The sequence below is a fragment of the Salmonella sp. SG203 genome (genome assembly GCF_013350575.1).
Classification (GTDB): domain Bacteria; phylum Pseudomonadota; class Gammaproteobacteria; order Enterobacterales; family Enterobacteriaceae; genus Salmonella; species Salmonella enterica.
On the sequence record NZ_SNMT01000006.1, the window covers coordinates 61,189 to 74,465 of the forward strand.

Here is a 13,277-nt window from a genome sequence, read left to right on the forward strand (position 1 = left end):
GGGGTTATCTGGAGCATTTTAATGCTGATTTTATAAGATTAATCCTTGTTTCCGGATGCAATTAATAAGACAATTAGCGTTTAAGTTTTAGTGAGCTTTGCCCTGCTGGGCGAGGTTTGTAACAAGTCGATATGTACGCAGTGCACTGGTAGCTGATGAGCCAGGGGCGGTAGCGTGTCCTGAATAATTATAATATCGTATTTATAAAGATTATTTTTAGAAAACAATAAGAATAATTTTTTATTTGAGAGACTTAGCATGATATATTATATTTTTATTGTAATTTTTCCGTTCTTTTCATTTGTTAAGAATAAAAATATAAAAATTTACGCCTTGATGCTAAGTTTTTTATTTCTTGTCTCGTTTTGTTCTTTACGTTGGCAGACTGGTACTGATTGGCTCCCCTATTACGATGATTTCATGAGTCCAGGGAATCGACATGACTTTGAAATCGGGTATGTATTATACGTCAAATTAATAAGATATTTGACAGATAATTATACATTGTTTCTATTCACTACATCAATTATTCCTATCGCGTTAATATTCTGGGGATGCCTGAAAACACAAAAAAATATATCATTAACTATTCTGTCTGTTTGTGTTTTTTATAGTTATTATTATCTGGGGTCTTTTTTTGGGGCCGAAAGAAGAATTATTGCAATTGGGTTATCTTTTTTCGCTTTAATCCAATATAAAAGTAATAAAAAGGTGCAATCGCTTATTCTTATTCTATGTGCGTCGACATTTCATATCTCGTCTTTAGTTACCTTATCTGTTTTTTTAATCAATAAGTTATCTTTAAACTTATATAAAATATTACTTGTGCTTGGTGCCATTCTATCATTGCCTTTGTCACATTATTTATCAGATATAATTTCTTCCGTTATTAGTCTAATTCCTGTCGAAATTGTTCGCTATAAACTCACTGTTTATACTCAAAATGCACAAGAATATGGTTCCATAAGTATATCTGGAATTTTAAAAAGGGTGGTAATTTCTGCTATTTTTATTTACACATTATCTTTTGATATAAAAAATAATAAGGCAAATTTATTTTTGGTAAAAACATATTTATTTGGAACTATCATATATTTATTTTTATCTCCGATCTCAGCCATGTTCTCAGTAATTAGTATATATTTTACTATAGTCGAAATATTGTTGATTCCTGCAGTATTAGTGCGTGTAGGAATTTTTACACGGATTCCTGCTCTGATTTTTATAGTGATTTTTTATTTTGGCTATCAAGTTTACTCTATACTAGGGTCTTATCCTGAACTTTTCTATCCTTACATATCGGTATTTTCAGAAATTCAGCGTCAAGGTATTTACTAATGTTATTAATATATACGGGTTCGTATCCAGATGATAAATGTGGAGTAGGTGATTATGTTTATAATCTAAACCAAGAAATTAAAAAGAATTATACAGTTAACGTTGTCAAACTATCCTTATTCGAATTAATCTATAAAATAGTTTCTAATAGAAAAATTATCAAACTTATTAATATTCAATATCCATCGATTGGATTTTCGACAAACAAAATTGCGGCTTTTAAACCTCATGTTGCATTTATCTTAGCTAAATTAGTTGGCTTAAAAACATCGATAACGCTACACGAATTTAGTAGTTTATCAAAGAGAGCTCAATATTTCCTAAAAATTTTTAAGCTTGCTGATTATATAATCTTTACAACTCAGTATGAGAAGAATATAGGTGAAAAAACATTATTTAATTCTGCAAAAACAAGACTAATTCCTATCGCATCTAACATACCTTCTTGCCAAAAGAAAGAAAAAAAATTTGATCTTGTTCATTTTGGTATAATTTCCAAAGGAAAGGGAATAGAAGAATTTATCTGGATTATTAAAGAGCTTAATAAGAAAAATATTAAATTCCGCTCTGCCTTGATTGGTTATGTTCCTGGTGCTGACAATAGTTATGCCAATTTAATTATAGAACAGTGTACAGAACAAAAGTGCGAGTTACTTTTAAATAAATCAGCAGCCGAAATATCAAATCTGCTAGCTGAAACTGACATGGCTATATTACCATATCCCGATGGCATCTCAGAACGGAGAGGTACTGCCCTTGCTGCGATGATTAATCGAGTATTAGTATTTTCCCTAAGGGGGCAGTTTTCGTCTGAATTTGAAAATATTGCCGTATTAGGGAACGATAAAAATGATCTTTTGAGTAAGGTTTTATATTATATAAATAATACAGATAGCTTTGCCAAAATTAATGATAGTGCCTATGAGTACTCTGAAAAAAGAAATTGGCAGTCGATCGCTCAACTGTATATAGGACTAATAAACAATGATAGTAATAAATAATTATTTTAGTGGTGTTTTAAAAAGAGGAATACCGATTTATACTGAAGAGTTAGTTCTTCAAATGAAAAAGGACTCTATGCAAGTCTGTGAATTAACTTGTCCAAAAGTCCTATACCCTTTACCTGCTTTTATACATAATTTTTTATTCATATTCTATGAACAAATACTTACTCCGCTTATTGGACTTATATTAAAGTCAAAATTTAATATCTATCCATATAATAGTACATCAATTATAGACGCGTACTTGGGTAAATCAGTGGTTATTATTCATGATCTAATAAGCTTAAGAAAAAAGAACCATTCTTTATCCGCGAAATATGTGTCATATTGTATGCTCAAAGCATCACAATTAAAAGCCGATTATATATATATATCAAAAACAACTAAGCGTGTTATAGATAGCATTGAACTCTTTAAAAATTGTAAAGGCTATTATTTCCCAAACACATTTTTTCGTTTCGAGGAAATTGCGAAAAAAAATACGATTCTTGATCTTGGATATATATTATTGGTAACAGGGGTGGGTGATAATAAAGATCTCGATGGTGCTTTGAAATTATATTCATCTATTAGCAAGGATGAACGATTGCCGCTTAAAATATTAGGCTGTGGAAATGCCATAGAGAGGGTAAAAAAAATAATTGATGATCATAGAGTCCAAAGTGAAATTGAAGTTATTCCTTTCCTGGATCTTGATGATGTTGTAAGGCTTTATTGTAACTCTACCTTTATTTGGGCACATTCGAAATATGAGGGTTATGGAAGAGCTGTAGCAGAGGCTAAGTTGTCCCATAAAAAGATTTTATGTACACAAATATCAGCCTTTATGGAACAAAAAGATGAAAATGTATATCTTTATACTAATCAAAATGACTTTCACATCCAATATAAAGCTGTGTTAGCTAGCAAGTATAAAGATATCCATGGACAATTGATAGAACATGAAATTTTTAAATCCCAACTCGAGTTTTTATATGGAAAAAAGTAAAATACTCATCCTCACCCCACGATTTCCGTATCCAGTGGTAGGAGGGGATAGGTTAAGGATATATCGCATTTGTAAGGAATTGTCTAAATACTACACATTAGATTTGCTAAGTCTATGCGATAGTATCGAAGACTTAAATTTTATAGTAAAAAATGATCACGTCTTTGATAAAATTTTCCGGATCTATCATCCTAAAATAAAAAGTTATTTTAATGTATTAAAAGCATTACCTGGTAGAAAACCACTTCAGATAGCTTATTATAAAAATACTGAATTTGAAAATAAACTTAATGAGATAATTGGGAATTATGATTTGACTCTTTCTCATCTCATTCGTGTTGGTGATTACACTTTAAATAAGCCTGGCTTGCATATTCTTGAAATGACTGATGCAATTTCCTTAAATTATTCGCGTATAAAAAAAGAAGCTCCGAAAAATTCTTTAAAAAGCATCATTTACTCTATCGAACAAGAGCGATTATTAAAATATGAAAAAGAAGTTTATGGCCGCTATTCACTCATATCGTTAATATCAGAGGTTGACAAAAAATTCCTTTTTGGGAATAGGAATGATAACATTTTGGTTTGTAATAATGGAGTTGATCTTGAGGATTATCCTTTTACAAAGAGAGTCATTGAAAATACCAATATAATTAATCTTATTTTTATTGGGAACTTGTGTTCATTCCAAAATTTTGACGGAGTGAAATGGTTCGTAAAAAATATTCTACCATCAATAAATAAAAATAATAACGGTAAGAAATATATTTTCCACATTTTAGGTAAAATAAACAAAAGTGATAAACTATATTTACAAGGTTTTGAAAATGTTGTGGTGAGTGGCAGCGTTACAAATATGGCTGATGCGGCTAAAATAGGACATATCGGAATTTGCCCAGTTCGGTTTGGTGCAGGTGTACAAAATAAAATATTAGAATATATGGCTCTTGGACTTCCAACTATCACATCCCGAATGGGTTATGAGGGTATAGAAGCAAATATTGGTGAAGAGATATTAATTGCTGATAATAGTGATGAGTACTTGAAGTCGTTAGAAACTTTGAGTGAAAATTCTGTATATCAAATGATTGCTAAGAATGCGCGAAATTTTGTTGCGGAGAAATTTAATTGGTCAACGCGTTTATCAGTTTTGGTGAAAAATATTGAGAGGTTAACAGGAAAATGATTACACCAATAATTATGGCTGGGGGAAATGGAAGTCGGTTATGGCCACTTTCTCGAACGTTATATCCTAAACAGTTTTTATGTTTAGATGGCTCTCAAAGTATGCTTCAGACCACAATTACGCGAATTAATAATTTGAATGCTTCAGATCCTATTGTTATTTGTAATGAGCAGCACAGGTTTATTGTTGCAGAACAGCTTAAAGAATTATCTAAATCATCTGGCGATATAATTTTAGAACCTGTTGGACGTAACACGGCCCCTGCAGTAGCCTTGGCAGCTTTAAAATGCCTTAAGAAAAACGCTTTACTGTTAGTATTGGCTGCTGACCATATAATTAAGGACGAAGAAACGTTTTGTAAGACTATACAAGACGCTAGAAAATATGCCGAAGCAGGAAAATTAGTTACGTTTGGTATTGTACCTACCATGCCAGAGACAGGTTATGGTTATATACGGCGTGGGCAAGCTCTTTTCTCTGCAGAAAATGATTGTTCTTTGGCGTTTAGGGTGGCTGAATTTGTCGAAAAACCCAATCTAGAAACGGCTCAGAGTTATCTTGATTCTGGTGAGTATTACTGGAACAGCGGTATGTTTTTATTTAGGGCAGATCGATATATTGAAGAGTTAAAAAAATTTCGCCCTGATATTTATAAAGCTTGCTCATTAGCGATGGAATCTGCTGTTACGGATCTCGATTTCATTCGAGTGGATGAAGATTCATTTTGCGCTTGCCCGGATGAATCAATTGATTATGCAGTGATGGAAAAGACGAATGACGCGGTTGTCGTACCTTTAAATGCGGGTTGGAGTGATGTCGGTTCGTGGTCTTCTCTTTGGGAGATAAGTGATAAAGATAGTAATGGTAATGTGACTAAAGGCGATGTATTAAGCCACAATGCAGATAATTGCTATCTCCATGCAGAAACGGGTTTGGTAACCGCTGTTGGTGTCAAAGATCTTATAGTCGTGCAAACGAAAGATGCCGTTTTAGTTGCAAACACAAACTGTGTTCAAGATGTTAAGAAAATTGTTGAGAAAATTAAATTAGAAAATCGTCATGAACATATAACTCATCGGGAAGTTTATAGACCATGGGGTAAATACGATTCAATCGATTTCGGTGAGCGTTATCAGGTAAAGAGAATCACTGTAAAACCCGGAGAAGGAATTTCAGAGCAGCAACATTATCATCGCGCGGAACACTGGATTATCGTTGCAGGTACCGCAAAAATAACCATAAAAGGTGAAGTGAAAATTTTAACTGAAAATGAATCCGTATATATTCCTGTCGGTGTTAAGCACTGCCTTGAAAACCCAGGGAAAATTGCACTTGAACTTATTGAAGTAAGATCCGGCGCATATTTAGGGGAGGATGATATTGTTCGTTTTTCAGATAAGTATGGTCGTAATTAAGGAATAACGTAATAATGAATAATTTAACTTGTTTTAAGGCCTACGACATTCGCGGCAGGCTGGGCGAAGAGCTCAATGAAGATATCGCGTGGCGGATTGGCCGCGCCTACGGCGAATATTTAAAACCGAAAACCATCGTGCTGGGCGGCGACGTGCGCCTGACCAGCGAGGCGCTGAAGCTGGCGCTGGCAAAAGGGTTACAGGACGCGGGCGTCGACGTGCTGGATATCGGTATGTCCGGCACCGAAGAGATTTACTTCGCCACCTTCCACCTCGGCGTGGACGGCGGTATTGAGGTGACCGCCAGCCATAACCCGATGGATTACAACGGTATGAAGCTGGTGCGCGAGGGCGCCCGCCCGATAAGCGGCGACACCGGTCTGCGCGACGTTCAGCGTCTGGCAGAAGCGGGCAATTTCCCGCCGGTGAACGAGGCCGCGCGCGGCAGCTACAGACAAATCAGCCTGCGCGACGCCTACATCGACCACCTGCTCGGCTATATCAGTGTTAACAATCTCACCCCGCTGAAGTTGGTGGTGAATTCCGGCAATGGGGCGGCGGGGCCGGTCATTGACGCCATCGAAGCGCGTCTGAAGGCGCTGGGCGCGCCGGTGGAGTTCATCAAAATCCACAACACCCCGGACGGCACCTTCCCGAACGGCATTCCCAACCCGTTGCTGCCGGAGTGTCGCGACGACACCCGCAAGGCCGTTATTGAACACGGGGCGGACATGGGCATCGCCTTTGACGGCGACTTCGACCGCTGCTTCCTGTTCGATGATAAAGGGCAGTTTATCGAGGGGTACTACATCGTCGGGCTGCTGGCGGAAGCGTTTCTGGAAAAACACCCGGGGGCGAAGATTATCCACGACCCGCGCCTGACCTGGAACACGGAGGCAGTGGTGACGGCGGCGGGCGGGACGCCGGTGATGTCAAAAACCGGGCACGCCTTTATCAAGGAGCGGATGCGTACGGAGGATGCCATTTATGGCGGGGAAATGAGCGCGCATCACTATTTTCGTGATTTTGCCTACTGCGACAGCGGGATGATCCCGTGGCTGCTGGTGGCGGAGCTGGTGTGCCTGAAGAGACAGTCGCTGGGTGAACTGGTCTGCGACCGGATGGCGGCGTTCCCGGCGAGCGGGGAAATCAACAGCAGGCTGGCGGAGCCGGCGGCAGCCATTGCGCGGGTGGAAGCGCACTTTGCGGAAGAGGCGCAGGCGGTGGATCGCACGGACGGTCTCAGCATGTCATTCCCGGACTGGCGTTTCAACCTGCGCTCGTCGAACACCGAACCGGTGGTGCGCCTGAATGTGGAATCACGCGGCGATATTCCGCTGATGGAAGCGCGAACGAAAGAAATTCTTCAGCTACTCAATTCATAAAAAGCAGCCCTTCTTTATGGAGGGCTAACTTTTCGGATATTCTCTAACCAATTCGTAGTATAAAGCCAATAAATATTAAGTGTGTTTGATTGTTGTTGGTTTCCATTTCTAATAGATATAAGGCTTTCGCTATGTTCTTTTCGGACAGTATAAATAATCATTGATATGATTATTTATTTTACCTTCCTGGTAATATTAATTATTATGGGGCTAATAATAATTGATGTAATCCTGTAACTTCCCACGAATATTTATTTACTTTAAGTTTACATCCGGAAAGTAAAAATGCGAACTATAAAAGCGATTAACAACTTTAAAGTTGATTTATTTATTACTTTTTTTCTTATTGCGCTAGGATTTTATCTTCGAACTATATTTGTCTCTAAGATGGGCGCTGATTTAACAGGTGTGATGTTGTTATTTACACAACTGACTGCTTATTTAAATCTCGCCGAGCTTGGCATAGGGGTAGCTGCGGCAAGCCTTTTATACAAGCCGCTGAGTGAGGGGGATTATGCAAAAATAAAATACTTAACTTTATTGCTGTCTACAATCTATAGATATATCTCGTTTTTAGTTTTATTGATAGGTATAGTAATTGGCTTTGGTATTTACTTTTTCATCGATTCTGTTAATGCAGTAAGTCATGTTTTTATTTATTGGGCATTTTTTGTAATAAATACATCTTTAACTTATTCTTATGCAAAGCATTCAACTCTATTAACTGCAAATCAGCAATATTCAGTAGTCCGTAAAATACAGGGTGGCGGGAAAATATTAATTATTGCGCTGCAAATATTGCTATTAGTCACCACACATAATTTCTTACTCTATTTGCTCGTTGAAACTATTGGCGTGATAGTACAGTATTTTATATTTAAAAATATTATTAATAACGACATCCATTTTAAGGTAGTTCCACAATCTATTAGCGATGATGAAAAAACAACATTAAAAAATGAATTAAAAATAAAAATAAAAAACATGTTTTTTCATAAGATTGGTGGTGTGTTAGTTTTAAATACTGATTATTTGCTAGTTTCAAAATTTCTTAATTTAAGCTACGTCACGATTTATGGAAGTTATATGATGGTCTTCCAGGTTGTGACTGTGCTTATGTCCAGTTTTGTTAATGCTATTACAGCTAGTGTGGGTAATTTTTTAATCAATCAAAATGATGATGAAGTTACCAGTATTGCAAAGCAATTTAACACAGTATTTATAGCATTGGCTACCTTCATTTCTTTGAATATGTATTTTTTGGTTAATGACTTTATTACCAGCTGGATAGGCGAAAAATTCATACTAGGTAATGGTATTGTTATATTAATGCTTGTTAATGTATTTATAAGTGTCATTAGAATTCCTTGTGATATTTTTAAAAACGCAACTGGTTTTTTTGGGGATGTATATTATCCTTTGCTTGAGGGAGTGGTTAATTTATTTTTTTCCGCGCTCCTGGCTTTTTATATTGGTCTTCCCGGTATTATTATTGGCACGATTATATCTAATGTATTAATTACATTAATTGCAAAGCCATTATATCTATATGGTAAAATGTTTGGTAGATTTAATGCATTAAAAAAGTACTTGTCATTTGTACTGAAACCTTTAATATTCTCATTTGTTATTTTTGCTGTTTTTTATTTTACAAGAGAACAAATAATTTTCTTTAAAGTTTCCAACTGGTTTGACTTTATAAGTAAGCTTACTATTGTATCGCTGGTAAGTATGATTATAGTTTTTGCGGTTTTTTATGCAGATGCTAACTTTAGGTCTTTTGTTAAAAGAATTTTACGCGTGGTATTTTAAGTTAACCAAGCGGAAAAATATCCGCCGAACCACAATGTGCTATTAATGGACAAGTATTTAATATGCTTTACGCTGTAAAATTTGTAGCACATAATGGTGAAATATATGTAACTTCCACACCTGACAGGAGTATGTAATGTCCAAGCAACAGATCGGCGTCGTCGGTATGGCAGTGATGGGGCGCAACCTCGCGCTCAACATCGAAAGCCGTGGTTATACCGTCTCCGTTTTCAACCGCTCCCGTGAAAAGACCGAAGAAGTGATTGCCGAGAATCCCGGCAAAAAGCTGGTGCCTTATTACACGGTGAAAGAGTTTGTTGAATCCCTCGAAACGCCTCGTCGTATCCTGTTAATGGTGAAAGCGGGCGCAGGTACTGATGCAGCTATCGATTCGCTGAAACCGTATCTGGAAAAAGGCGATATCATTATTGATGGCGGTAACACCTTCTTCCAGGACACAATCCGTCGCAATCGCGAGCTGTCTGCGGAAGGTTTTAACTTTATCGGTACCGGTGTTTCCGGTGGTGAAGAGGGCGCGCTGAAAGGGCCATCTATCATGCCTGGCGGTCAGAAAGATGCCTATGAACTGGTGGCGCCGATCCTGACGAAGATTGCTGCTGTGGCGGAAGATGGCGAACCGTGCGTGACCTATATCGGCGCCGATGGTGCGGGTCACTACGTCAAGATGGTCCACAATGGTATTGAATATGGCGATATGCAGCTTATCGCTGAAGCTTACTCCCTGCTGAAAGGCGGCCTGAACCTCAGCAATGAAGAGTTGGCGAACACTTTTACTGAGTGGAATAACGGCGAGCTGAGCAGTTATCTGATCGACATCACTAAAGACATCTTCACTAAAAAAGATGAAGACGGAAACTACCTGGTGGATGTCATTCTTGATGAAGCCGCCAACAAAGGGACCGGTAAATGGACCAGCCAGAGCGCGCTGGATCTGGGCGAACCGCTGTCGCTGATTACCGAATCCGTCTTTGCGCGTTACATCTCTTCGCTGAAAGCGCAACGTGTTGCCGCATCTAAAGTGCTCTCCGGGCCGAAAGCGCAGCCGGCGGGCGACAAAGCGGAATTTATCGAGAAAGTGCGTCGCGCGCTGTATCTTGGCAAGATCGTCTCCTATGCGCAGGGCTTCTCGCAGCTACGCGCCGCGTCTGATGAATATCACTGGGATCTCAACTACGGCGAGATTGCTAAGATTTTCCGGGCGGGCTGTATCATTCGCGCTCAGTTCCTGCAGAAGATCACCGATGCTTACGCAGAAAACGCCGATATCGCTAACTTGCTGTTAGCGCCTTACTTCAAGAAAATTGCTGATGAGTACCAGCAGGCGCTGCGCGATGTCGTGGCTTACGCGGTGCAGAATGGCATTCCGGTGCCGACATTCTCTGCGGCAGTGGCCTACTATGACAGCTATCGCGCCGCAGTACTGCCAGCTAACCTGATTCAGGCGCAGCGTGACTACTTTGGTGCGCACACCTATAAACGTACTGATAAAGAAGGCATTTTCCATACCGAATGGTTGGAATAATTTCTGCAAAAATGTTTAAGCCCGGTTTAATACCGGGCTTTTTTTTATCTCTATTCTTATTGATTTATCGCTTTTGCTTAATATTAACTTAATAATCTGTGTTTATCGTAATGAAGATAATCTGAATTGTTTTCGTCTGCGTTGCACTTTATATACTCAGGCGTTAAAACTTTAATATCTTATCAGGATGCGAAATACATCATGATTCATAATTAAGTTAATTCTGAGAGCAAATAATGAAAATCACGATATCCGGGACGGGTTATGTTGGCTTGTCTAATGGTTTGCTTATTGCACAACACCATGATGTGGTGGCGTTAGACATTGTTCCTGCCCGTGTTGAACTGTTAAATGATCGGATATCTCCGATTGTTGATAAAGAAATTCAGCAATTTTTAAAGGAAGATAACATCAGATTCAGGGCAACGCTGGATAAGTTTGATGCATACCAGAATGCAGATTACGTCATCATTGCTACGCCTACGGATTACGATCCAAAAACCAACTATTTTAATACGTCCAGTGTGGAATCGGTCATTCAGGATGTGATCAGCATCAACCCCGCAGCCGTGATGATTATTAAGTCTACGGTGCCGGTTGGCTTCACGGCGGCAATGCGTCAGAAGTTTGCGACAGAAAATATCATTTTCTCTCCGGAGTTTTTACGTGAAGGCAAAGCCCTTTACGATAACCTTTATCCCTCCCGTATCGTGATTGGGGAACAGTCTGAGCGCGCCAGAGAATTTGCCGCATTACTCCAGGAAGGCGCTATTAAACAGGAGATTCCGACGCTGTTTACGGACTCCACTGAAGCGGAAGCCATTAAACTTTTCGCCAATACTTATCTCGCTATGCGAGTCGCTTATTTTAATGAATTAGACAGCTATGCTGAAACGTTAGGATTAAATACCCGACAAATTATTGAAGGGGTGTGCCTCGACCCGCGTATTGGCAATCATTATAATAATCCCTCTTTTGGTTATGGCGGATATTGTTTGCCAAAAGATACCAAACAGTTGCTGGCTAATTATCAGTCGGTGCCTAATAATATTATCTCCGCTATCGTTGAAGCAAACCGTACGCGTAAAGATTTTATTGCCGACGCTATCCTCGCCAGAAAGCCTAAAGTGGTGGGCATTTATCGCCTGATTATGAAGAGTGGCTCCGATAACTTCCGCGCCTCATCGATTCAGGGGATTATGAAGCGCATTAAAGCGAAAGGCGTAGAGGTCATCATCTATGAGCCGGTAATGGAAGAAGATACTTTCTTTAACTCACGTCTTGAACGTGATTTGCACTGCTTTAAACAGCAGGCGGATGTCATTATTTCCAACAGGATGGCGGCAGAGCTTTTGGATGTCGCTGAAAAAGTGTATACCCGCGATCTTTTCGGTAGTGATTAATAAGGCAATCGGGGCTGATGAGTCCCGATGATTTATTGACCAAATGGAAATAATGTCTGATTTTTATCATTAATCCTATGGCATATATTTGCTTTATGGCTACACTGTCTCCAGCTTCATCCTTTTTTTAGTTAGGGTATCTATGACAGTGGATAGTAATGCGTCTTCCGGGCGTGGGAACGATCCGGAACAGATTGATTTGATTGAGTTATTACTACAGTTATGGCGTGGGAAGATGACCATTATTGTAGCCGTTATTATCGCCATTTTGCTGGCTGTAGGCTACCTGATGATAGCCAAAGAAAAATGGACATCCACGGCGATTATTACCCAACCTGATGCCGCGCAGGTTGCCACCTATACCAACGCGCTCAACGTCTTGTATGGCGGGAATGCCCCCAAAATCTCTGAAGTGCAGGCGAATTTTATAAGCCGCTTTAGCTCTGCGTTTTCCGCATTATCGGAAGCGCTGGATAATCAGAAAGAGCGGGAAAAGCTCACCATTGAACAGTCGGTAAAGGGGCAGGCGCTGCCACTCTCGGTTTCTTATGTGAGTACTACCGCTGAAGGGGCGCAGCGTCGGCTGGCGGAATATATCCAACAGGTGGATGAAGAGGTCGCTAAGGAACTGGAAGTTGACCTGAAAGATAACATCACGCTGCAAACCAAAACGTTGCAGGAGTCCCTTGAGACGCAGGAAGTTGTGGCGCAGGAGCAAAAAGATCTGCGTATTAAGCAAATCGAAGAAGCGTTGCGCTATGCGGATGAGGCCAAAATCACGCAGCCGCAGATTCAGCAAACCCAGGATGTTACCCAGGACACGATGTTCCTGCTGGGGAGCGATGCGCTAAAATCGATGATACAGAACGAAGCGACGCGTCCACTGGTCTTTTCTCCGGCCTATTACCAGACGAAGCAGACACTGCTGGACATTAAAAATCTGAAAGTGACTGCCGATACGGTGCACGTCTATCGTTATGTGATGAAGCCGACGCTGCCGGTCCGTCGCGATAGCCCGAAAAAAGCCATTACCCTCGTGCTGGCTGTGTTGCTGGGCGGGATGATCGGCGCCGGGATTGTGCTGGGGCGCAATGCGCTACGTAGCTATAAGCCAAAAGCCTTGTAAGCTTCTTTGCCGGATGGTGGTCGGCTTCGAAAGGTAAAATTTCTCATAAAAAACCGGGCGTTGCCCGGTTTTTTATG

10 protein-coding genes are annotated in these 13,277 nt (G+C 39.7%); all 10 read left to right on the forward strand.

Features of this window, described 5'->3' with window-relative positions:
* Positions 1 to 336: 336 nt before the first annotated feature.
* Positions 337 to 1,338: an EpsG family protein gene (locus HV477_RS10865; RefSeq protein ID WP_109177088.1), complete on the forward strand. Its 1,002-nt coding sequence runs from the start codon at positions 337 to 339 to the stop codon at positions 1,336 to 1,338.
* Entirely contained in the window at positions 1,338 to 2,339 is a 1,002-nt protein-coding gene (locus HV477_RS10870; RefSeq protein WP_000924685.1) for a glycosyltransferase family 1 protein, read from the forward strand. Before HV477_RS10865 ends, HV477_RS10870 begins: the two co-directional genes overlap by 1 nt.
* Positions 2,323 to 3,330: a glycosyltransferase gene (locus HV477_RS10875; RefSeq protein ID WP_079899378.1), complete on the forward strand. Its 1,008-nt coding sequence runs from the start codon at positions 2,323 to 2,325 to the stop codon at positions 3,328 to 3,330. Before HV477_RS10870 ends, HV477_RS10875 begins: the two co-directional genes overlap by 17 nt.
* Positions 3,317 to 4,516 (forward strand): glycosyltransferase, encoded by a 1,200-nt coding sequence (locus HV477_RS10880; RefSeq protein ID WP_000415708.1) that lies wholly within the window; start codon positions 3,317 to 3,319, stop codon positions 4,514 to 4,516. Before HV477_RS10875 ends, HV477_RS10880 begins: the two co-directional genes overlap by 14 nt.
* On the forward strand, positions 4,513 to 5,931 hold the full coding sequence (locus HV477_RS10885; RefSeq protein WP_000632420.1) for a mannose-1-phosphate guanylyltransferase/mannose-6-phosphate isomerase: 1,419 nt from the start codon (positions 4,513 to 4,515) through the stop codon (positions 5,929 to 5,931). Before HV477_RS10880 ends, HV477_RS10885 begins: the two co-directional genes overlap by 4 nt.
* A 14-nt stretch (positions 5,932 to 5,945) precedes the next feature.
* The gene (gene cpsG / locus HV477_RS10890; protein ID WP_175064958.1) at positions 5,946 to 7,316 is read left to right on the forward strand and encodes a colanic acid biosynthesis phosphomannomutase CpsG; all 1,371 of its coding nucleotides are present in this window, start codon (positions 5,946 to 5,948) and stop codon (positions 7,314 to 7,316) included.
* 285 nt (positions 7,317 to 7,601) lie between these two features.
* Positions 7,602 to 9,128 carry a hypothetical protein gene (locus HV477_RS10895; protein ID WP_001259152.1) on the forward strand — a complete coding sequence of 509 codons (1,527 nt, stop codon included), beginning with the start codon at positions 7,602 to 7,604 and terminating at the stop codon, positions 9,126 to 9,128.
* A 136-nt stretch (positions 9,129 to 9,264) separates the two neighbouring features.
* The gene (gndA, locus tag HV477_RS10900) at positions 9,265 to 10,671 is read left to right on the forward strand and encodes an NADP-dependent phosphogluconate dehydrogenase (RefSeq protein WP_000043530.1); all 1,407 of its coding nucleotides are present in this window, start codon (positions 9,265 to 9,267) and stop codon (positions 10,669 to 10,671) included.
* A gap of 236 nt (positions 10,672 to 10,907) precedes the next feature.
* Entirely contained in the window at positions 10,908 to 12,074 is a 1,167-nt protein-coding gene (ugd, locus tag HV477_RS10905; RefSeq protein ID WP_000704817.1) for a UDP-glucose 6-dehydrogenase, read from the forward strand.
* Positions 12,075 to 12,216: 142 nt separating this feature from the next.
* Positions 12,217 to 13,200: an LPS O-antigen chain length determinant protein WzzB gene (gene wzzB / locus HV477_RS10910; RefSeq protein WP_079899073.1), complete on the forward strand. Its 984-nt coding sequence runs from the start codon at positions 12,217 to 12,219 to the stop codon at positions 13,198 to 13,200.
* The last annotated feature ends 77 nt before the right edge of the window (positions 13,201 to 13,277 follow it).

Excerpts from the sequence above, each read along its gene's own strand:
- HV477_RS10880 (WP_000415708.1), top strand. The coding sequence starts at position 3,317 with ATGGAAAAAAGTAAAATACTCATCCTCACCCCACGATTTCCGTATCCA.
- cpsG (WP_175064958.1), top strand. The coding sequence starts at position 5,946 with ATGAATAATTTAACTTGTTTTAAGGCCTACGACATTCGCGGCAGGCTG.
- HV477_RS10885 (WP_000632420.1), top strand. The coding sequence starts at position 4,513 with ATGATTACACCAATAATTATGGCTGGGGGAAATGGAAGTCGGTTATGG.
- HV477_RS10870 (WP_000924685.1), top strand. The coding sequence starts at position 1,338 with ATGTTATTAATATATACGGGTTCGTATCCAGATGATAAATGTGGAGTA.
- HV477_RS10895 (WP_001259152.1), top strand. The coding sequence starts at position 7,602 with ATGCGAACTATAAAAGCGATTAACAACTTTAAAGTTGATTTATTTATT.
- HV477_RS10875 (WP_079899378.1), top strand. The coding sequence starts at position 2,323 with ATGATAGTAATAAATAATTATTTTAGTGGTGTTTTAAAAAGAGGAATA.
- HV477_RS10865 (WP_109177088.1), top strand. The coding sequence starts at position 337 with ATGCTAAGTTTTTTATTTCTTGTCTCGTTTTGTTCTTTACGTTGGCAG.
- ugd (WP_000704817.1), top strand. The coding sequence starts at position 10,908 with ATGAAAATCACGATATCCGGGACGGGTTATGTTGGCTTGTCTAATGGT.
- wzzB (WP_079899073.1), top strand. The coding sequence starts at position 12,217 with ATGACAGTGGATAGTAATGCGTCTTCCGGGCGTGGGAACGATCCGGAA.
- gndA (WP_000043530.1), top strand. The coding sequence starts at position 9,265 with ATGTCCAAGCAACAGATCGGCGTCGTCGGTATGGCAGTGATGGGGCGC.